Origin of the sequence: Kitasatospora sp. NPDC093679 (genome assembly GCF_040683455.1) — a bacterium.
GTDB classification, from domain to species: Bacteria; Actinomycetota; Actinomycetes; order Streptomycetales; family Streptomycetaceae; genus Kitasatospora; species Kitasatospora arboriphila.
Genome location: NZ_JBFBDW010000018.1, coordinates 108,913 through 128,645, shown reverse-complemented (window position 1 = coordinate 128,645; position 19,733 = coordinate 108,913). Strand labels below are relative to the sequence as shown.

The window sequence follows — 19,733 nt, the reverse complement described above, 5'->3', positions numbered from 1 at the left end:
TGACCGGGATCACAGCCGCTGTGTGCCGTGAGGGGTGGCCCCCGGGAGACGGGGACCACCCCTCACAGTCACTCGGCCATCACGTCGGCCTGATTACTTCTTCGCCAGCTCGGCAGCGTTCTTCTCGAGGTCCTCGATGCCACCGCACATGAAGAAGGCCTGCTCCGGGACGGAGTCGTACTTGCCGTCCGCGATCGCGTTGAAGGCCTCGATGGTCTCCGACAGCGGCACGGTCGAGCCGTCGACGCCGGTGAACTGCTTCGCCACGTAGGTGTTCTGCGAGAGGAAGCGCTCGATGCGGCGGGCGCGGTGGACGGTGATCTTGTCCTCCTCGCTCAGCTCGTCGATGCCGAGGATCGCGATGATGTCCTGGAGGTCCTTGTACTTCTGGAGGATCCCCTTGACGCGCACCGCGGTGTCGTAGTGGTCCTGCGCGATGTAGCGCGGGTCCAGGATGCGGGACGTGGAGTCCAGCGGGTCGACGGCCGGGTAGATGCCCTTCTCCGAGATCGGGCGCGACAGAACGGTGGTCGCGTCCAGGTGGGCGAAGGTGGTGGCCGGCGCCGGGTCGGTCAGGTCGTCCGCGGGGACGTAGATCGCCTGCATCGAGGTGATCGAGTGACCGCGGGTCGAGGTGATGCGCTCCTGCAGGAGGCCCATCTCGTCGGCCAGGTTCGGCTGGTAGCCCACCGCGGAGGGCATGCGGCCGAGCAGGGTCGACACCTCGGAACCGGCCTGGGTGAACCGGAAGATGTTGTCGATGAAGAGGAGCACGTCCTGCTTCTCGACGTCACGGAAGTACTCCGCCATGGTCAGGGCGGACAGCGCGACGCGCAGGCGGGTGCCCGGCGGCTCGTCCATCTGGCCGAAGACCAGCGCGGTCTTGTCCAGAACGCCCGAGTCCACCATCTCGTGGATCAGGTCGTTGCCCTCACGGGTGCGCTCGCCGACACCGGCGAACACCGACACACCACCGAAGTTCTCGGCGACGCGGTAGATCATCTCCTGGATCAGAACGGTCTTGCCGACACCGGCACCACCGAACAGACCGATCTTGCCACCCTGGACGTACGGGGTGAGGAGGTCGATGACCTTGATGCCGGTCTCGAACATCTCGGTCTTCGACTCGAGCTCGGAGAAGTTCGGGGCCTTGCGGTGGATCGGCCACTTGACCTCGACCTGGGCCTCGAACTCCGCCTTGTCGACGTTCAGCACCTCACCGAGGGCGTTGAACACCTTGCCCTTGGTGATCTGGCCGACGGGGACGGAGATCGCCGCACCGGTGTCGGAGACCTGGGCGCCGCGGACGAGGCCGTCGGTCGGCTGCATCGAGATGCCGCGGACCAGGCCGTCGCCGAGGTGCTGGGCGACCTCGAGGGTCAGGGTCTTCTTGCCCGTGCCGTCGGGGTTGTCCACCTCGACGTGCAGGGCGTTGAACATGTCCGGAATCGCGTCGACGGGGAACTCCACGTCGACGACCGGGCCGATGACCCGGGCGACGCGGCCCGTGGCCAGTCCGGCGCCCGTCGGCTCAACAGTGGTGGTCATACTCATTCGCTCCCGCGGCTAGCGTCGGCGAGGGCGTTGGCGCCACCGACGATCTCGCTGATTTCCTGGGTGATCTCGGCCTGTCGGGCCGAGTTGGCAAGCCGCGTGAGCGACTTGATGAGCTCTCCCGCGTTGTCGGTCGCGCTCTTCATCGCGCGCCGGCGGGCGGCGTGCTCGGAGGCGGCCGACTGCAGCAGCGCGTTGTAGATCCGGCTCTCGACGTACCGCGGCAGCAGCGCGTCGAGGACGCCCTCCGCCGACGGCTCGAAGTCGTACAGCGGGAAGATCTCGTTCTTGGCCTTGGACTCGTCGCTGAGCTCGACCTCGTCCAGCTTCAGCGGCAGCAGCCGGGCGTCGACCGCCGTCTGCGTCAGCATCGACTCGAACTTCGTCGAGACCAGGTGGATCTCGTCCACGCCGCCGGTCTCCGCGGTGAACGCCTCGATGAGGTCGCCCGCCACGGTCTTGGCGTCGCCGTAGGTCGGCTTGTCGGAGAAGCCCGTCCACGACCCCGCGACCTGGAGGTTGCGGAAGTTGTAGTACGAGACGCCCTTGCGACCGACGATGTAGGTCACCACGTCCTTGCCCTCGTCGCGGAGCGTCGCGCTGAGCGCGATCGCCTGCTTGATGGCGTTGGTCGAGTAGCCGCCGGCCAGGCCGCGGTCCGCCGTGATCAGCAGGACGGCGGCCTTGGTGGCCTGCGGGTTCTCGGTGGTGAGCGGGTGCTTGGCGTTGGACCGGGTGGCCACCGCCGTCACCGCCCGGGTGAGCTCATCGGCGTACGGAGTGGAGGCGGCCACCGCGCGCTGCGCCTTGACGATGCGCGACGCGGAGATCATCTCCATCGCCTTGGTGATCTTCTTCGTCGCGGTGACAGAGCGGATCCGGCGCTTGTAGACCCGAAGCTGTGCTCCCATTGGGTCGTTACGTCCTTTCCCTCGTTACCGGACTCAGGCCTGCTCGGACAGGAGCTTGCCGTCAGCCGTGGTGTAGCCCTGCTTGAAGCCCTCGATCGCGCTGGTCAGCGCGTCGATGGTGCCGTCCTCGAGCTTCTGGGTCTCGACGATGCCGGCGAGGATGCCCTTGTGCTCCAGGCGCAGGTGGTCGAGGAACTCGCGCTCGAAGCGGCGGATCTCGGCGACCGGGACGTCGTCCAGCTTGCCGGTGGTGCCGGCCCAGATGGAGACGACCTGCTCCTCGACGGGGAACGGCTGGTACTGGCCCTGCTTCAGCAGCTCGACCATGCGCGCACCGCGCTCCAGCTGGGCCTTGGAGGCCGGGTCCAGGTCGGAACCGAAGGCGGCGAACGCCTCCAGCTCGCGGTACTGGGCCAGGTCCAGGCGCAGGCGGCCGGCGACCGACTTCATGGCCTTGATCTGGGCGGAGCCACCGACGCGGGAGACCGAGATGCCGACGTTCACGGCCGGGCGGATGCCGGCGTTGAACAGGTCGGACTCCAGGAAGCACTGGCCGTCGGTGATGGAGATGACGTTGGTCGGGATGTACGCCGAGACGTCGTTGGCCTTGGTCTCGATGATCGGCAGACCGGTCATCGAGCCGGCGCCCAGCTCGTCGGAGAGCTTCGCGCAGCGCTCCAGCAGGCGGGAGTGCAGGTAGAAGACGTCACCCGGGTAGGCCTCGCGGCCCGGCGGGCGGCGCAGCAGCAGGGAGACGGAGCGGTAGGCCTCGGCCTGCTTCGACAGGTCGTCGAAGATGATCAGGACGTGCTTGCCGTCGTACATCCACTCCTGGCCGATGGCGGAGCCGGTGTACGGGGCGAGGTACTTGAAGCCCGCCGGGTCGGACGCGGGAGCGGCCACGATGGTGGTGTACTCCAGCGCGCCGGCCTCCTCCAGGGCGCCGCGGACGGACGCGATGGTGGAGCCCTTCTGGCCCACGGCGACGTAGATGCAGCGGACCTGCTTCTTCGGGTCGCCGGAGCGCCAGTTGTCGCGCTGGTTGATGATCGTGTCGATCGCGACCGCGGTCTTGCCGGTCTGGCGGTCGCCGATGATCAGCTGGCGCTGGCCGCGGCCGATCGGGGTCATCGCGTCGATGGCCTTGATGCCGGTCTGCATCGGCTCGTGGACCGACTTGCGGACCATGACGCCGGGGGCCTGCAGCTCCAGGGCGCGGCGGCCGGTGGAGGCGATCTCGCCCAGGCCGTCGATCGGGTTGCCCAGCGGGTCCACGACACGGCCGAGGTAGCCCTCGCCGACCGGGACGGAGAGGACCTCGCCGGTGCGCTGCACCGTCTGGCCCTCCTCGATGCCCGAGAACTCACCGAGGATGACGACACCGATCTCGCGGGTGTCGAGGTTCAGCGCGAGGCCGAGGGTGCCGTCCTCGAACTTCAGCAGCTCGTTGGCCATGACCGAGGGGAGACCCTCGACCTTGGCGATACCGTCCATGGCCTCGGTGACCGTGCCGACCTCTTCACGCGAGGCGGCGTCCGGCTGGTACGACTGGACAAAGTCGGCCAGCGCGTCCCGGATCTCCTCCGGACGGATCGTAAGCTCCGCCATCAGGCTTCCCTGCTCTCCTAGTTTGCGATCCTCGGCCCGCCATTGAGGGCCGCAAGTGCTCGACTCTCGGCCGGGTCGGGGTGAACCGGCCGTACGTTTTGCCGGTTCACTCGGTGTGAACCGACGCCCGACCGAGGGTCGGATGATGCTCTTCTTCGGTCAGCCTTCGAGGCCCTGACGAGCGCCTTCGAGGCGGCTCACCACCGTGCCGTCGATGACCTCGTCGCCGATCTGCACCTTCACGCCGCCGACGACCTCGGGGTCGACGTCGATGTTCAGGTGGACCTGCTTGCCGTACAGGCCGGCCAGGGCGGCGGCGAGCCGCTCCTTCTGCCGGTCCGACAGCGGCACGGCGCTGGTGACCAGGGCCACCACGCGGCCGCGACGGGCGGCAGCGAGCTTGGAGTAGGACTCGAGGCCCTGTTCCAGGCTACGGCCACGCGGGGCGGTGACCAGGGAGACGACCAGGCGGACGGTGCCCGCGTGGGCGCGGCCGCCGAGCAGCTTCTTGACCAGGGCCGCCTTGGCGGCGGCGTCGGCCTTGGGCTCGGTCAGCGCGGCGCGCAGCTCGTGCGAGCCCGCGACGACCCGGCCGAACCGGAACAGCTCGTCCTCGACGTCGTCCAGGGCACCGGCCTTGTCGGCGGCGATGACCTCGGCGTACGCGGAGAGCTCCTCCACCGCGTCGACCAGGTCGCGCGCGCCGGACCAGCGGGACCGGACGAGGCCGGAGACCAGGTCGACCGTCTCACCGGAGACCTGGCCCGACAGCAGCGTGCCGACGAACTGGGCCTTGTCCTGGCCCGACCGCGAGGGGTCGGTGAGCACGCGGCGCAGCGAGACCTCGCGGTCCAGCAGCGCCGTGACGGCGGTGAGCTCCTCGGCGAGCTTGGCCGCGTCCACCGAGGTGTTGTCGGTCAGGCTCTCGAGGTTCTCCCGGCCGGCGGCCAGGGCCTCGCGGCTGGCGCCGATCACTTGGCACCCGCCGAGGCGGCGGCCTTGGCCTCGAGCTCGTCGAGGAAGCGGTCGATCACGCCGCTCTGCCGGGCGTGGTCCTCGAGGGACTCACCCACGATGCGGGACGCCAGCTGGGAGGCCAGCGAGCCCACGTCCTGGCGCAGGGCGGCAGTCGCCTGCTTCTTGTCGGCCTCGATCTGGGCGTGGCCGGCGGCGACGATGGACTCGCGCTGACGCTGGCCCTCCTCGCGCATCTCGGCGACCAGGGCAGCGCCCTGCTCACGGGCGTGCTCGGTGATCCGAGCGGCCTCGTGACGCGCCTCGGCGAGCTCGGCGCGGTACTGCTCCAGCAGGGCCTGGGCCTCGGCCTGAGCAGCCTCCGCACGCTCCATGCCGCCCTCGATGGCGTCACGACGCTCCTGCAGCACCTTCTCGATGCTGGGGAGGAGCTTCTTGCCGAGGAAGCCGAAGACGATGAAGAAGCAGAGCAGGCCGATGATGACCTCGGGCCACGCGGGAAGGAGCGGGTTCATCTGCTCCTCTTCCGCGAGGAAGACCACGGGGTTCATATCTGAACCTTTCGTCGAAACGGGCTACCGGTGTGCCGGAAATTACTTGCCGAACACGAACGGCATGACGATGCCGATGAGCGCGAGCGCCTCGGTCAGCGCGAAGCCGATGAACATGTTGGAGCGGATCAGGCCGGCAGCCTCGGGCTGACGGGCCATCGCCTGCACACCGTTGCCGAAGATCAGACCGACACCGATGCCGGGGCCGATCGCGGCGAGACCGTAACCGACGGAGGCGATGGAACCGGAAACCTCAGCGAGAGCGGACATCTCAGCTAATCCTTTGCGGGATGGAGTACCGGTGGGTGTTGGCCACCGGGAGTTCGGGGACGCAGCCTGGGGCTGCGGTGCTCAGTGCGCCTCTTCGAGGGCACCGGCGATGTAGCTGCTGGCGAGCATCACGAAGATGTAGGCCTGCAGGAACTGGACCAGCAGCTCGAAGGCGGTGAGGCCGACGGCCACCACGAAGGAGGCGGAGCCGTAGAGGGCGCCGAGGCTCGGGCTGAGCAGGTACCAGGAGGCGACCGAGAACATGACGATCAGCAGGTGGCCGGCGAACATGTTCGCGAAGGCTCGGACCGCCAGGGTGAACGGGCGGACGAAGATGTTCGAGAAGAACTCGATCGGCACCAGGATGAACATGACCCAGCCGGGGATGCCGGACGGCCAGCAGAGGTTCTTCAGACCGCCCACGAAGCCGTGCTTCTGGAAGGTCAGGCCCATGTAGGTCAGCCAGACGACGAGCGCGAGGCCGGCCGGGTACGCGATGCGCGCGGTCACCGGGAACTGGGCGAACGGGATGATGGACATGATGTTCATCACCCAGACGAAGAAGAACATCGAGACCAGCATCGGGACGTACTTCTCGCCCTTCTTGCCGATCGTCTCCAGCACGATGCTGCGCTTGACGAAGTCGTAGCCGATCTCGCCGACGAGCTGCAGCTTGCCGGGGAGCAGCTTCGGCTTGGCGAAGGCGGCCCAGAAGAAGGCGACCACCAGCAGGGCCACGATGATCGACAGGAGCATCGGCTTGGTGAAGTCGACGCTGCCGATCGAGAAGATCGGCTTGAAGTCGAACTCGTTCAGGCCAGGAGCGGGGAACCCGCAGCCAGCGTCACTGAAGTGGCAACTGCCAGAGGCGAGCAGCGCGGATTCAGTACCCACCACGGACTCCTTCGTCATGACGCATGGTTACGGCAACCTCGGTGTGTCGGCGCGGCGCGGGGCCACGGAGCGGCACTGGAACTTGTTGGATTTCTCGCGGACCCTGCACGGCGCGTATCCCTGCCGCGGGATCTTCGAAGACTTCGGGGAGTCGGGGGGCGATCCGTCCGATGATCGGAGAGACCCGGCCGCATCTCGTACTCCGCCGTTGGGACGGACGATAGCAGCCCGTCAGGAGGGCATAAACACCGCCCCCCTCGCGAGGGGGACGGCCCGCCCCACTCACGGTTGACGCCCGGATTTGGGCTTGTCGTCCCGGGATTCGGGATCGACGTAGTAGATCTTGGCCTTCATCGCGCCGCGCACCTGGAAGCCCGTCCAGATCAGCGCGCAGCCCAGCAGCGTGAAGCCGAACACCTTGGTGTCGAAGAGGGTGGTGTGCTTGAACACCGCCAGGACGACCGCGACCAGCAGGATCTGCGTCGTGTAGACGAGCAGCGCGGCTGCCATCATGATCTGCGGGTTGTTCCTGGTGAGCCGGTCGAGCGCGACCTGGCCGAAGCTGAAGAACGCCATCACCAGCAGCGTTGCGAAGACTGCGCCGATCAATCCCTTGGTCCCCACGACGAAGGTCGCAATGGCGGCGGCGATCAGGCCGGCGACCGCAGTGGGGATTGCGGCGCCTCGGATGATCCGGGCGTCGTGGGACGGCATGTCGGCAGCTCCGGCGGCATGTCGGCAACGGGGGACTGGCATATGGGTGTGCGCGCGGCGGGGGGACGCCGCACCGGGAACCACAGCCGCAGGCCGGCCGCTCGACGGCGAGCCGGTCGAGGAGACCGACCGGGGGTGGAGAGTGCTCCGCCTGTCAGGTCTTTCGGCGCGTTCTCGGTACTCGTGAACGGTATCACAAACTATTTGATGAGAGCTTTACCATGAACGTGTGGTACCTGTCACACCGATGGCCCAAGGGTGCCGCCGTACGGGTGACGGCTGTTGACGGCCGGTCAGACGCATCGGCGGGCGTGTCGCGGGCGCCCTCGGGGGGCGCCCCGGCCCCCTCAGGGGCGCGCGCTCAGCCCTTCGCGCGGCTCCGCTGCCCGACCGCCGTGGCCCCGCTGCCGATCCGGCTCAGCAGTGCCTTGTCCTTGGCGGAGAGCTCGGCCATCGCGGGCGCCCCGGCGGGTGCCCCGGCCTCGTCCGCCGCGCCGCCGAGGGCCTCCGCGGCGGCCTCGGGGCCGGTGGCCGGCGCCTCGGTCCGGGCCTTGCGGTAGCGGGGCGGCACGACGGCCTGCACGGCCCGCGGCGCGTGCGGGCGGAAGCGCGGCATCAGCAGCACGACCAGGCCGACCAGGCAGAGCCCGGCGAAGGCCAGCACCACGGTGCGGCCGGTGTTGGCGACCGAGAAGGCGACGGTGCCGAAGGCGATCAGCGCCGCCCAGAAGTACATGATCAGCACCGCGCGGCTGTGCGAGTGGCCGACCTGCAGCAGGCGGTGGTGCAGGTGCTGCTTGTCGGCGGCGAACGGCGACTTGCCGGCCCAGGTGCGGCGGACGACGGCGAGCAGCAGGTCGGCCAGCGGCAGTGCGATGACGGTCAGCGGCAGCAGCAGCGGGATGTAGATCGGCACCAGGGCGTGGACGGTGGCGGTCTGCGAGCCGGTGCGGGAGGTGATGTAGTCGAAGTCGACGCGGCCGGTGATCGAGATGGCGGCGACGGCCAGCATCAGGCCGAGCATCATCGAGCCGGAGTCGCCCATGAAGATCCGGGCGGGGTGCAGGTTGTGCGGCAGGAAGCCCAGGCACATGCCGATGAGGACGGCGCTGAACAGCGCGGCGGGGGCGGCGTCGTTCACCCCGTAGCCGATCCACAGGCGGTACGAGTACAGGAAGAACGCCATCGCGGCGATGCAGACCATGCCGGCCGCGAGGCCGTCCAGGCCGTCGATGAAGTTCACCGCGTTGACCATGACGACGACCAGCGTGACGGAGATGATCATGCCCTGGGTCGGGGTGACGGCGACCGTGCCGACGCCGGGCACCGGGAGCGAGATGACCGTCACGCCCTGCCAGACCATCACGCCGGCGGCGATCATCTGACCGCCCAGCTTCACCAGGGCGTCCACGCCCCACTTGTCGTCCAGCACACCGAGGACGAACATGATCCCCGCGCCGGAGAGCAGCGCCCGGACGTCCGCGCTCTGGATGAACAGCCGTCCGATGTTGGTCAGTTGGGAGGCGACCAGCAGGCCGGCGCAGAGCCCGCCGAACATCGCGATGCCGCCGAGCCGCGGGGTGGGCTCGCGGTGCACGTCGCGCGCGCGCACGGCCGGCATCGCACCGGCGGCGATCGCGAACTTCCGCACCGGGCTGACCAGCAGGTACGTCACCGCGGCGGTGACGAAGAGCACCAGCAGATACTCACGCACCACTGGCCTCCTGCATCACGGTCCGACGGATGAGTACGGAGCGTACTCCCGGGATGGTTCGGGGTTCGAGGTGCGTCGCCACGGTCACACCTTATTGAGTCGGACGAGCAGGACGTGCACCGCGGTTCTCCCCGGACGCCGCGGAGGCCGCCCGGGAGCCCCGGACGGCCCCTCCGCACGGCCTCCGCGGCCCGCTGCGGCCGCCTCAGCGGCGGCCGGAGAACGCCCGTGCGAGTTCGCGCACACGCGCGGAGATCCGGGCCTGCGGGCCGCCCCGCAGCAGCTCCCCGATCAGGGTGCCGACCTCGGCGAGCTCGGCCGGCCCCATGCCCTGGGCGGCGGCCGCGCCGGTGCCCAGCCGGATCCCGGAGGCCTCGGCGGCGGGCGCGGGGTCGAAGGGCAGTGCGCACTTGCCGAGCATCAGCCCGGCCGCGGCGCAACGCCGCTCGGCGTCGACGCCGCTCAGGCCGAGCGGGCTGACGTCGGCGGTGACCAGGTGGGTGTCGGTGCCGCCGGTCACCGGCCGCACGCCCTGCTCGGCGAGCGCGCCCGCGAGGGCCCGGGCGCCGTCCACGGCCCGGCGGGCGTACGCGGCGAAGTCCTCGCCGGCGGCCTCGGCGAGGGCCACGGCCTTGCCGGCCACCTCGTTCATCGCGGCGCCGCCCTGGGTGAACGGGAAGACCGCCCGGTCGACCCGGTCGGCGAGCTCCACGGTGGACAGCAGCAGGCCGCCGCGGGGGCCGCGGAGCAGCTTGTGGGTGGCGGCGACGGTGACGTCCGCGTACGGCACCGGGGAGGGCGCCAGGCCCGCCGCGACCAGCCCGGTGGTCTGGGCGGCGGAGGCGATCAGGTAGGCGTCGACCTCGTCGGCCACGGTGCGGAAGGCGGCCCAGTCGACGTGCCGGGGGTAGGAGATGCCGCCGGCGATGATCGCCTTCGGGCGGTGCCGGTGGGCGAGCTCGCGGACCTGTTCCGGGTCGATCAGGCCGTCGTCCTCGCGGACGCCGTAGCCGACGAAGTCGAACCAGCGGCCGGAGAAGTTGGCGCGGGATCCGCAGCTGAGATGGCCGCCGTGCTCCAGCGACATCGCGAGCACCGTGTCGCCCGGCCGCAGCAGCGCCGCGTACGCCGCGAGCATCGCCGAAGTCGCCGACCGGGGCTGGACGTTGGCGTGCGGGGCGGCGAACAGCTGGCGGGCCCGGTCGACCGCCAGCAGTTCGGCGGTGTCGGCGAGCGCGCAACCGGTGTGGTGGCGCCGGCCCGGGTAGCCCTCGGCGTACTTGTCGATCAGCGGACCGCCGAGCGCGGCCAGCACGGCCGGGCTGGTGATGTTCTCGCCCGCCAGCAGCTGCAGGCTCTCCGCCCGCCGCTCGGCCTCCGCGGCGAGCAGGTCGGCCAGCAGCGGGTCGGCGCGGCGGAGCGCCTCCGCGGGCTCCCAGCGCGCCCCGGCGGCGGGAGCGTCGGTCTCGGTCGGGCCGTGCACGGTGGGGGTGACGGACATGGCGCAGCTCCCGGAAGCGGCGGGCGGGTCCCTCCAGCGTAGGTCGGGGCCGCCCCCGGGGCCCGCCCGTGCACGGCCGCGTTGCGCCGTCGGGGCGGGTGCGGCGCCCGCCGCCGCGGACGGCCCGCCGGCCGGTGTCGACGCCAGCGCACGCTCTGGGCACACGGCGCGCACGGTTTCTCCACCTGATCCCCCGCAATCCCCCGCGCCGTGCGGGCGGGCGGCGCCCCGGGGCGGGTCGGGGTGCCCGCAGGGCCGCCGGGCGCCGGCGCTCAGGCCTGCCCGTGCACTCCCGTCAGGGCGGTGACGACCGGGTCGAGGGCGTCGAATATCTCCTCGCCGCAGTTGCGGAACATGCCGATCGGCGCGCCGTACGGGTCGTCGACCTCGTCGGACTCGGGCGAGGCCGCCAGCAGCCAGCCGCGGAGCGCCGCGGCCGCCCGCACCAGGGCGCGGGCCCGTTCCGGCAGCTGGTCGCCGCCGCGGGGCTCGGGCAGGGTCACGGGGTCGATCCGCCGCACCAGGCGGGTGAACTCCTTGAGGGTGAAGGTGCGCAGGCCGGCCGCGTGGCCCATGGATATCACCTGGGCGCGGTGGTCGAGCGTGGCCGTGAGCACCAGGTCGGCGTCGATGACGTGCTCGTCCAGCAGCTCGCGGCCGGCGAAGCCCGCGCTGTCCACGCCGTACTCGCCGAGCACGGTGGCGGCGTGCGCCTCCATCGGGGCGCCCTCGTGGCCCCACGTCCCGGCGCTCTCGACCACGAAGCAGTGCGAGGCTGCGCCGAGCCGGGCGGCAAGCTCGTGGCGGGTGAGCCGCTCGGCGATCGGCGAGCGGCACACGTTCCCGGTGCAGACGAAGAGGATCCGGAAGGTGTCGACCGATCGCGGCGCGGCCGCCCGGTACGGGGCGGCCGCGAACCTGGCCGGGCCGGGGCCCGCGGCGTACAGGGACGCAGCGGTCAACTGCCGGCCTCCAGGTCCGGGACGACCTCCCTCAGCTGCTCGACGCTGATCGCGCCCGCCCGCAGCACGACGGGGGTCTTGCCGGTGACGTCGACGATGGTGGAGGCCGTGGCGTGGTCCGCGCGGCCGCCGTCCAGGTAGACCGAGATGGCGTCGCCGAGCTGGCCCTGGGCCTCGTCGCAGGTCGCGGGCGAGGGTCCGCCGGTCTTGTTGGCGCTGGAGACGGCGAGCGGGCCGGTGGTGTTGAGCAGCTCCAGGGCGACGGGGTGCAGCGGCATGCGGACGGCGACGGTGCCGCGGGTGTCGCCGAGGTCCCAGCGCAGCGAGGGCTGGTGGCGGGCGACGAGGGTCAGCCCACCCGGCCAGAAGGCGTCGACGAGCTCCCAGGCCTGCTCGGAGAAGTCGGTGACCAGGCCGTGCAGGGTGGTCGGCGAGCCGACGAGCACCGGGGAGGGCATGTTGCGGCCGCGGCCCTTGGCGTCGAGCAGCGCGCCCACGGCCTCCGGGGAGAAGGCGTCGGCGCCCACGCCGTACAGGGTGTCCGTCGGCAGCACGACGAGCTCGCCGCGGCGGATCGCCGAAGCGGCCTCGCGCAGCCCGGTGGCGCGGTCCCCGGTATCGGCACAGTCGTAGCGGCGGCTCATCGGTGCGGTCCCCTTCCGAAGTTCACGGCGAAGTCACGAAGTCACAGGGCGGCGCGGCGGGCGGTGGTGAAGCGCGGCCGGCCGTTGAGGTCGCGGTGGTCGGCGGCGTCCGTCCACCCGCCCTCCTCGTTGAAGATCCAGGGCACCTGGCCGCCCTGGGTGTCGGCGTGCTCGATGACCACCGCGCCGCCGGGGCGCAGCAGCCGGGCGGCGACCCGTTCGATGCCGCGGATGGTGTCGAGGCCGTCCTCGCCGGAGAACAGCGACATCTGCGGGTCGTGGTCGCGGGCCTCGGGCGCGACGTACTCCCACTCGGTGAGCGGGATGTACGGCGGGTTGCTGATGACCAGGTCGAAGCGGCCGTCCCAGGAGCGGTCGTCCTCGAAGGCGCGGGTGGCGTCGCCCTCGTGCAGGTGGACCCGGGCCCGGTCGGGGCTGGTCGCGACGTTGCGCCGGGTGTAGGCGAGCGCGCCCTCGTCCAGCTCGAAGGCGTGCACGGTGGAGCGGGGCAGTTCCTGGGCGAGGGCGAGGGCGATGGCGCCCGAGCCGGTGCAGAGGTCGACGACGAGCGGCTCGGCGACGTCCATGTCGCGGACGGCGTCTATCGCCCACTCGACGACCGTCTCGGTCTCCGGCCGGGGCACGAAGACGCCCGGGCCGACCTCCAGCTCCAGGTAGCGGAAGAAGGCGTGCCCGGTGATGTGCTGCAGCGGTTCACGGGCCTCGCGGCGGGAGACCGCCTCCCAGTACCGGGCGTCGAAGTCGCCGTCGGACACGGTGTGCAGCTGGCTGCGCTTGACGCCGTGGACGTGCGCGGCGAGCTCCTCCGCGTCGAAGCGCGGCGACGGCACTCCGGCCGCGGCCAACCGCTGGGTGGCCTGCGCCACCTCGGCGAGCAGCAGGTTCATCCGACCACACCTCTGACTTCTCGGGCGCCGGGCCCGGTTCTCAGTTCTCCTGGGCGGCGGCCAGCTTGGCCGCCGCGTCGGCGTCCACGCAGGACTGGATCACCGCGTTCAGGTCGCCGTCCAGCACCTGGTCCAGGTTGTAGGACTTGAAGCCGGTGCGGTGGTCGGAGATGCGGTTCTCCGGGAAGTTGTACGTCCGGATGCGCTCGGAGCGGTCGACGGTGCGGACCTGGCTGCGGCGGGCGTCCGAGGCCTCCCGCTCGGCCTCCTCCTGGGCCGCCGCCAGCAGGCGCGAGCGCAGGATGCGCATCGCCTGCTCCTTGTTCTGCAGCTGGCTCTTCTCGTTCTGGCAGGAGGCCACGATACCGGTCGGCAGGTGGGTGATCCGGACGGCCGAGTCGGTGGTGTTGACGGACTGGCCGCCGGGGCCGGACGAGCGGTAGACGTCGATCCGCAGGTCGTTGGCGTGGATCTCGACCTCGACCTCCTCGGCCTCCGGGGTGACGAGCACGCCGGCGGCGGAGGTGTGGATGCGGCCCTGCGACTCGGTGGCCGGGACGCGCTGCACGCGGTGCACGCCGCCCTCGTACTTCAGCCGGGCCCAGACGCCCTGGCCGGGCTCGGCGCCGCCCTTGGTCTTCACGGCGACGGAGACGTCCTTGTAGCCGCCGAGGTCGGACTCGTTGGAGTCGATGATCTCGGTCTTCCAGCCGACCCGCTCCGCGAAGCGCAGGTACATCCGGAGCAGGTCGCCGGCGAAGAGCGCCGACTCCTCGCCGCCCTCGCCCGCCTTGACCTCCAGGATGACGTCCTTGTCGTCATTGGGGTCGCGCGGGACGAGCAGCAGCCGCAGCTCCTCGGTCAGCTCCTCGCGGCGGGCCTCGGCGGTCTTCGCCTCGGCGAGGAACTCCGGGTCCTCGGCGGCGAGCTCGCGGGCGGCCTCGATGTCCTCGCCGGTCTGCTTCCAGGCGCGGTAGGTGCGGGTGATCGGGGTCAGCTCCGCGTAGCGCTTGGCGAGCTTGCGGGCGTTCGCCTGGTCGGCGTGCACGGAGGGATCGGCCAGCCTCGTCTCGAGGTCGGCGTGCTCGGCGAGGAGCTCTTCGACTGCCTCGAACATGGGGTGGGCCTACTTCCCGTGGGTGCCGGTGGGACGAGAGGGGTGGTCCGGCCGCCGGACGGCGGCGCGGAGCGGGGAGATGCGAACGGCGCCGGCCCGGCGTCCCCGCGGATGCGCGGGGACGCCGAGACCGGCGCCGTGGAAGCGCTAGGCCTTGCCGCCGCTGTGCTTCTTGCCGAAGCGGGCCTCGAAGCGGGCCACGCGGCCACCGGTGTCCATGATCTTCTGCTTGCCGGTGTAGAACGGGTGGCACGCCGAGCAGACCTCGGCGCGGATCTCGCCGCTGGTCTCGGTCGAGCGGGTGGTGAACTCGTTACCGCAGGTGCAGGTCACCTTGGTCACGACGTACTCGGGGTGAACGTTGGCCTTCAAGGGTCTCTCCTAGGTTTCGGGAGGGCACCGGGTCGGCGGCAGGCAGCCGCGCGTGAACCGGGACCGACGGACCAGTGTGCCAGCACCGGCCGCCTCTTCCCAAACCGGGAGGCGGCCCGGACTATTCCCGGCCCGCAGCGCCGACCGGACTGCGGGTCGCGCCGCCCGGGGTGCGGGTGGCGGTGCCCGTGGAGGGGCCGGGGGTGCTGTCGGCGGGGTTGGACGGCTGGATGCTCACCACCGACTGCGGGACGGCCCCGTCGGCCTGCAGGGCGGCCCACAGCTGGCCGGCCTGGGGGGTGCGCGGCACGACCCGGTTCGGGTCGCTGGGGGCGGACACCACCGGCAGCGTCACCATGGTCATCTGGTCCGGGCCGATGCCCTTGAGGGTGTTGGCGAGGCCGACCAGGGCGCTGACCGAGGCGAGCTCGGAGTCGGTGGTCATCGACTTGGTGAGCTTGTCGGCGATCGACCACAGGTGCGCCGGGTTGGAGGTGAGCCCGAGCGCGCCGATCTGCTTCATGATCGACTTCACCATCTGCTGCTGCAGCTCGATCCGGCCGAGGTCGCTGCCGTTGCCGACGCCGTGCCGGGTGCGGACGAAGGCCAGCGCCTGGGTGCCGCTGAGGTGGTGGTTGCCGGCCGCCAGGTGCAGTCCGCTGTCCTGGTCGGAGATGTCGACCGTGGTGGTGACGTCCACCCCGCCGATGGCGTCGATCAGGCCCGCGAACCCGGCGAAGTCCACCTCGACGAAGTGGTCCATCCGCATCCCGGTCAGCTGCTCGGTGGTCTTCACCGCGCAGGCCGGTCCGCCGACCTCGTACGCGGAGTTGAACATCGCACTGCGCAGGGCCGGGGTGCCGGTGCCGTCCGGGGCGGTGCAGGCCGGCCGGGCGACCAGGGTGTCGCGCGGGATGCTGATCACCGAGGCGGTGGTGTGCTCGCGGTTGACGTGGACGACCATCGCGGTGTCCGAGCGCGCGGTGTCGCCGACCGCTCCGCCGGCCAGCGAGTGGTTGGCGCCCGCCCGGGAGTCGGAGCCGAGCAGCAGGATGTTGAAGGCTCCGCCCACCGAGGCGGGCGGACGGCCGGGGCCGAGCTGGGTGTCGATGTCGACGCTGCGGATGTTGCCGTTGAGCTTCCAGTACGCGTAGCCGGCCGCACCCGCACCCACCAGCAGCAGCCCGACCGCGGTGAACACCGCGATGCGCAGCACCTTGCGGCGTCTGCTCCGGGGCTCTCGCTGATCGGACATCCCTTCCCCTTTCTGCTCGAACGGGGTTTTTCGAGCATAAGGGAATCCCGTCTCCGCCGATCGGCGGGGACGGGAGGGCCGCCCCGGGCACGACGGCGCCTGGTGCACGCAAAGGGCGAGGCCCCCACCGCGGGTGCGGTGCGGGGCCTCGCCCTGCGGAACGCAGCCGGGTCAGTCGCCGGAACCGGGGGTGGTCTTGGCGATCTGCATCAGGAACTCGGCGTTGCTCTTGGTCTGCTTCATCTTGTCCAGGAGCAGCTCGATGGCCTGCTGCGAGTCGAGCGCGTGCAGCACCCGGCGGAGCTTCCAGACGATCGCCAGCTCCTCGTTGCCGAGCAGGATCTCCTCCTTGCGGGTGGAGGACGCGTCGACGTCCACCGCGGGGAAGATCCGCTTGTCGGAGAGCTTGCGGTCGAGCTTGAGCTCCATGTTGCCGGTGCCCTTGAACTCCTCGAAGACCACCTCGTCGGCGCGGGAGCCGGTCTCCACCAGGGCGGTGGCGAGGATGGTCAGCGAGCCGCCGTTCTCGATGTTGCGCGCGGCACCGAAGAACTTCTTCGGCGGGTAGAGCGCGGTCGAGTCGACACCACCGGACAGGATGCGGCCGGAGGCCGGCGCCGCCAGGTTGTAGGCGCGGCCGAGGCGGGTGATCGAGTCGAGCAGGATCACCACGTCGTGGCCCAGCTCCACCAGGCGCTTGGCCCGCTCGATGGCGAGCTCGGCGACGGTGGTGTGGTCCTCGGCCGGACGGTCGAAGGTCGAGGAGATGACCTCGCCCTTCACCGACCGCTGCATGTCGGTGACCTCTTCCGGACGCTCGTCGACGAGGACGACCATCAGGTGGCACTCGGGGTTGTTGTGGGTGATCGCGTTGGCGATCGCCTGCATGATCATCGTCTTGCCGGTCTTCGGCGGGGCGACGATCAGACCGCGCTGGCCCTTGCCGATCGGCGACACGAGGTCGATGATCCGGGTCGTCAGCACGCCCGGGTCGGTCTCCAGGCGCAGCCGCTCCTGCGGGTACAGCGGGGTCAGCTTGCCGAACTCGGGGCGGTTGCGGGCGCCGTCCGGGTCCATGCCGTTGACCGAGTCGAGGCGGACCATCGCGTTGAACTTCTCGCGGCGCTCGCCGTCGCGGGGCTGGCGCACCGCACCGGTGATGGCGTCGCCCTTGCGCAGGCCGTGCTTGCGCACCTGGGCGAGCGAGACGTAGACGTCGTTCTGCCCCGGCAGGTAGCCGGAGGTGCGGACGAAGGCGTAGTTGTCGAGGATGTCGAGGATGCCCGCGACCGGGATGAGGACGTCGTCCTCACCGATCTGCGGCTCGGGGGTGCCGCCCTCGAAGCCCTCGCGGCGGCCGCGGCCACGGCGGTCGCGGTAGCGGCCGCGACGGCCCCGGCGGCCGTCGCCGAACTCGTCGTCGTCGTAGCCGCCGGCCTGCTGCCCGGCGGGCTGGCCCTGGCGGCCGGCCTGGCTGTCCTGCTGGGTGCCGGCCTGCTGCTGGCCCTGGCCGGGCTGGCGCTCGGCCCGGTCGCGGTCGCGGCGGTTGCGGCGGTCGCGGCGGGACTCGCGGCCCTCGCCGTCCTGGCCCTCGGCGGCGGCCTCGGTGCGCTCGCCGCCCTCGCGGCGGTCGCGCCGGTCACGGCGGTCGCGGCGCTCGGTGCGGGTCTCGCCCTCGGCGGGACGCTGCTCGGCGGTGCGGGTCTCGGCCTTGGCCTCGGCGACCACGGTGCCGGCCTGCTCGGCGGCGGCCTCGGCGGCCGGGGCGCCGGCGGCCGAGGTGGCACGGCGGCGGGTGCGCTCGGTACGGGCTGGCGCGGCCTCGGCGGCGGCCTGGACGGGGATCTCGATCTGGGCCTGCGGCTGCTCCGCGGGGGCGGCGGCAGCGGCGGCGGCAGCACGGGTGCGGCGGGCCGGCTTCTCCTCGGCGGCCGGGGCGGCGGGCGCCTCCTCGGCCGGGGCGGCGGCAGCGGCCTTGGCGGTGGTGCGCTTGGCGGCCGGAGCGGGCGCGGCGCCGCCGGCGAGCAGCGGGTCGCCGCCGCTCTTCTCCTTGATGGCCTCGATGAGCTGGCTCTTGCGCATCCGTCCGGTACCGCTGATACCGAGGCCCGTGGCGAGCTTCTGCAGCTCGGCGAGGACCAGGCCGTCGAGGCCTGCGGCGGCGCTGCGACGGCGCCTGGCCGGGGCCGCGGGGGCGGCGGCTGCGTCCGACGCGTCTGCGTCCGGGCGCGCGCCCATCAGATCGGTGGTGTCGCTCACTAAGGGTCCTTCCCTGGAGCGGACGTCGGCCTGTCTGGCTCGGCGACCGGTTGTGCTGTCCTGACCAACGCCGAATCACGCTGGTCCGAGGCGGTCGTCCCCCCGAAAGGACCAGCCGATCGGGTGGACGCTGCGAAAGTGCGGTGCACTGTGGTGCGAAGTGGCGCGGTGGGCCGGTTCTCGTGCCGGCCTCGCTGCCTGTTTGGTTCCCGGGCCCCCGTCGCGTGGCGGTACCTCGGGCTCCGCCCGCCCGTGCCTCAGTGCGGAGGCCGCGGGTGGGAGTCAGGTGCCGTCACGGCTTCGGGATGCGCCCCAATCGCGCAGGCAGGCTGCGTACGCGCTGTGGTGGGCTCCCGGAAAATCGTGGTCCCGTCCTTCCGGACCCTGCAGGTGCGGACGGTGCCAACCTGAAGGGGCGGGATCGGGACGTGGCGCACCGAACCCCGGAGGATGTCTGGTGCAGCAATGAGGTTAACACTACCGACCCCCTGACACATTCCCCAGCCCTGTTGTTGTCAATCGTTTCCGTTCCCGCGGGTGTGGCCGCGTTCGGTGTCGGCTCAGACGTCGAGCGGCAGGACGCACGCACCGGCACGGTCCAACTCCAGCCGGTGGGCGGCGAACCCGGGCCCGGCGAGGCCGAGCACCTTCTCCGCCGAGGCCTCGTCGGTGAGCGCCAGCACGGTCGGGCCCGCGCCGGAGATCACGGCCGGGACGCCGTGCGCGCGCAGGGCGGCCACCAGGGCGGCGCTGTCGGGCATCGCCGAGGCGCGGTAGTCCTGGTGGAGGCGGTCCTCGGTGGCGGTGAGCAGCAGCTCGGGACGGCGGGTGAGGGCCTCGACCAGCAGCGCGGCACGGCCGGCGTTGACGGCGGCGTCGGCCAGCGGAACGGTCTTGGGCAGCAGGCCGCGGGCGGTCTCGGTGAGCACCTCGGTGGCGGGCACGAAGACCACCGGGACGACCTGGTCGGACGGGTCGAGCACGATGGTGCGGGCGCCGTCCTCGGCCGTCCAGGCGACGGTGAAGTTGCCGCGCAGGCAGGCGGCCACGTTGTCGGGGTGGCCCTCCAGCTCGGAGGCGAGGGCGAGCAGGGCGTCGTCGTCGAGCGCGTGCGCGCCGCCGATGGTGACGGCGCGGGCGGCGACGATGCCGGCGCAGATGGCGGCGGAGGACGAGCCGAGGCCGCGGCCGTGCGGTATGCGGTTGGCGCAGACCACCTCCAGGCCGCGGGGCTGGCCGCCGAGGCGGTCGAAGGCGGCCCGCATGGCGCGGACGACCAGGTGGCGCTCGTCGCGCGGCAGGCTGTCGCTGCCCTCCCCGGCGATGTCGACCGAGAGGCCGGAGTCGGCGACGCGGACGACCAGGTCGTCGTAGAGACCCAGGGCGAGTCCGAAGGCGTCGAAGCCGGGGCCGAGGTTGGCGCTGGTCGCGGGGACCCGGACCCGGACGGCGGCGGCACGGAACGCAGGACCGGCCATGCGGTGGACTCTCCTGGGGAGTGAGGGCTGCCCGACGGGGTGGGGC

At 71.5% G+C, this 19,733-nt stretch carries 18 protein-coding genes; all 18 read right to left on the bottom strand.

Translation table 11 applies throughout. The features are described 5' to 3' along the window. Positions 1-93 precede the first annotated feature (93 nt). The 18 genes from atpD to thrB all read right to left on the bottom strand — a co-directional run bounded on the left by atpD (position 94) and on the right by thrB (position 19,687). Positions 94-1,548 (bottom strand): F0F1 ATP synthase subunit beta, encoded by a 1,455-nt coding sequence (gene atpD / locus AB0O09_RS17645; RefSeq protein ID WP_363542550.1) that lies wholly within the window; start codon positions 1,546-1,548, stop codon positions 94-96. Positions 1,549-1,550: 2 nt separating this feature from the next. Beyond that, positions 1,551-2,465 (bottom strand): F0F1 ATP synthase subunit gamma, encoded by a 915-nt coding sequence (locus AB0O09_RS17640; protein ID WP_363542549.1) that lies wholly within the window; start codon positions 2,463-2,465, stop codon positions 1,551-1,553. A gap of 33 nt (positions 2,466-2,498) precedes the next feature. Then, positions 2,499-4,073: a F0F1 ATP synthase subunit alpha gene (gene atpA, locus AB0O09_RS17635; protein ID WP_263103638.1), complete on the bottom strand. Its 1,575-nt coding sequence runs from the start codon at positions 4,071-4,073 to the stop codon at positions 2,499-2,501. A gap of 159 nt (positions 4,074-4,232) precedes the next feature. Beyond that, complete coding sequence (locus AB0O09_RS17630; RefSeq protein WP_363542548.1) at positions 4,233-5,048, bottom strand: F0F1 ATP synthase subunit delta; 816 nt, start codon at positions 5,046-5,048, stop codon at positions 4,233-4,235. Next, positions 5,045-5,599 carry a F0F1 ATP synthase subunit B gene (locus AB0O09_RS17625; RefSeq protein WP_363542547.1) on the bottom strand — a complete coding sequence of 185 codons (555 nt, stop codon included), beginning with the start codon at positions 5,597-5,599 and terminating at the stop codon, positions 5,045-5,047. Before AB0O09_RS17625 ends, AB0O09_RS17630 begins: the two co-directional genes overlap by 4 nt. A gap of 42 nt (positions 5,600-5,641) precedes the next feature. Beyond that, positions 5,642-5,869, bottom strand: a complete 228-nt coding sequence (gene atpE, locus AB0O09_RS17620) for an ATP synthase F0 subunit C (RefSeq protein ID WP_363542546.1) — start codon at positions 5,867-5,869, stop codon at positions 5,642-5,644. 81 nt (positions 5,870-5,950) lie between these two features. Beyond that, entirely contained in the window at positions 5,951-6,781 is an 831-nt protein-coding gene (atpB, locus tag AB0O09_RS17615; protein ID WP_363542545.1) for a F0F1 ATP synthase subunit A, read from the bottom strand. 264 nt (positions 6,782-7,045) lie between these two features. After that, on the bottom strand, positions 7,046-7,477 hold the full coding sequence (locus tag AB0O09_RS17610) for a hypothetical protein (protein ID WP_363542544.1): 432 nt from the start codon (positions 7,475-7,477) through the stop codon (positions 7,046-7,048). A 361-nt stretch (positions 7,478-7,838) separates the two neighbouring features. Continuing rightward, entirely contained in the window at positions 7,839-9,191 is a 1,353-nt protein-coding gene (locus AB0O09_RS17605; RefSeq protein WP_363542543.1) for an MraY family glycosyltransferase, read from the bottom strand. Between the two features lie 205 nt (positions 9,192-9,396). Beyond that, on the bottom strand, positions 9,397-10,692 hold the full coding sequence (locus AB0O09_RS17600) for a serine hydroxymethyltransferase (RefSeq protein ID WP_363542542.1): 1,296 nt from the start codon (positions 10,690-10,692) through the stop codon (positions 9,397-9,399). Between the two features lie 272 nt (positions 10,693-10,964). Then, entirely contained in the window at positions 10,965-11,555 is a 591-nt protein-coding gene (locus AB0O09_RS17595; RefSeq protein ID WP_363542565.1) for a protein-tyrosine-phosphatase, read from the bottom strand. 95 nt (positions 11,556-11,650) lie between these two features. Continuing rightward, complete coding sequence (locus tag AB0O09_RS17590) at positions 11,651-12,298, bottom strand: L-threonylcarbamoyladenylate synthase (RefSeq protein WP_344625902.1); 648 nt, start codon at positions 12,296-12,298, stop codon at positions 11,651-11,653. A 41-nt stretch (positions 12,299-12,339) separates the two neighbouring features. Next, positions 12,340-13,206 (bottom strand): peptide chain release factor N(5)-glutamine methyltransferase, encoded by an 867-nt coding sequence (gene prmC, locus AB0O09_RS17585; RefSeq protein ID WP_363542541.1) that lies wholly within the window; start codon positions 13,204-13,206, stop codon positions 12,340-12,342. Positions 13,207-13,246: 40 nt separating this feature from the next. Then, on the bottom strand, positions 13,247-14,323 hold the full coding sequence (gene prfA / locus AB0O09_RS17580; protein WP_363542540.1) for a peptide chain release factor 1: 1,077 nt from the start codon (positions 14,321-14,323) through the stop codon (positions 13,247-13,249). Positions 14,324-14,470: 147 nt separating this feature from the next. Next, positions 14,471-14,695, bottom strand: a complete 225-nt coding sequence (gene rpmE / locus AB0O09_RS17575) for a 50S ribosomal protein L31 (protein ID WP_263103648.1) — start codon at positions 14,693-14,695, stop codon at positions 14,471-14,473. Between the two features lie 121 nt (positions 14,696-14,816). Further along, a complete protein-coding gene (locus AB0O09_RS17570) occupies positions 14,817-15,950 on the bottom strand; it encodes an LCP family protein (RefSeq protein ID WP_363542539.1) in 1,134 nt (377 codons plus the stop codon). Positions 15,951-16,121: 171 nt separating this feature from the next. Next, the gene (gene rho, locus AB0O09_RS17565) at positions 16,122-18,209 is read right to left on the bottom strand and encodes a transcription termination factor Rho (RefSeq protein WP_363542538.1); all 2,088 of its coding nucleotides are present in this window, start codon (positions 18,207-18,209) and stop codon (positions 16,122-16,124) included. 560 nt (positions 18,210-18,769) lie between these two features. Further along, the gene (gene thrB, locus AB0O09_RS17560) at positions 18,770-19,687 is read right to left on the bottom strand and encodes a homoserine kinase (protein ID WP_344625897.1); all 918 of its coding nucleotides are present in this window, start codon (positions 19,685-19,687) and stop codon (positions 18,770-18,772) included. Positions 19,688-19,733 lie beyond the last annotated feature (46 nt).

Coding starts and splice junctions, on each gene's coding strand:
- atpE (WP_363542546.1), bottom strand. CDS start 5,869: ATGTCCGCTCTCGCTGAGGTTTCCGGTTCCATCGCCTCCGTCGGTTAC.
- AB0O09_RS17640 (WP_363542549.1), bottom strand. CDS start 2,465: ATGGGAGCACAGCTTCGGGTCTACAAGCGCCGGATCCGCTCTGTCACC.
- AB0O09_RS17600 (WP_363542542.1), bottom strand. CDS start 10,692: ATGTCCGTCACCCCCACCGTGCACGGCCCGACCGAGACCGACGCTCCC.
- AB0O09_RS17590 (WP_344625902.1), bottom strand. CDS start 12,298: ATGAGCCGCCGCTACGACTGTGCCGATACCGGGGACCGCGCCACCGGG.
- atpA (WP_263103638.1), bottom strand. CDS start 4,073: ATGGCGGAGCTTACGATCCGTCCGGAGGAGATCCGGGACGCGCTGGCC.
- AB0O09_RS17610 (WP_363542544.1), bottom strand. CDS start 7,477: ATGCCGTCCCACGACGCCCGGATCATCCGAGGCGCCGCAATCCCCACT.
- prmC (WP_363542541.1), bottom strand. CDS start 13,206: ATGAACCTGCTGCTCGCCGAGGTGGCGCAGGCCACCCAGCGGTTGGCC.
- AB0O09_RS17570 (WP_363542539.1), bottom strand. CDS start 15,950: ATGTCCGATCAGCGAGAGCCCCGGAGCAGACGCCGCAAGGTGCTGCGC.
- thrB (WP_344625897.1), bottom strand. CDS start 19,687: ATGGCCGGTCCTGCGTTCCGTGCCGCCGCCGTCCGGGTCCGGGTCCCC.
- atpD (WP_363542550.1), bottom strand. CDS start 1,548: ATGACCACCACTGTTGAGCCGACGGGCGCCGGACTGGCCACGGGCCGC.
- atpB (WP_363542545.1), bottom strand. CDS start 6,781: ATGACGAAGGAGTCCGTGGTGGGTACTGAATCCGCGCTGCTCGCCTCT.
- prfA (WP_363542540.1), bottom strand. CDS start 14,323: ATGTTCGAGGCAGTCGAAGAGCTCCTCGCCGAGCACGCCGACCTCGAG.
- AB0O09_RS17625 (WP_363542547.1), bottom strand. CDS start 5,599: ATGAACCCCGTGGTCTTCCTCGCGGAAGAGGAGCAGATGAACCCGCTC.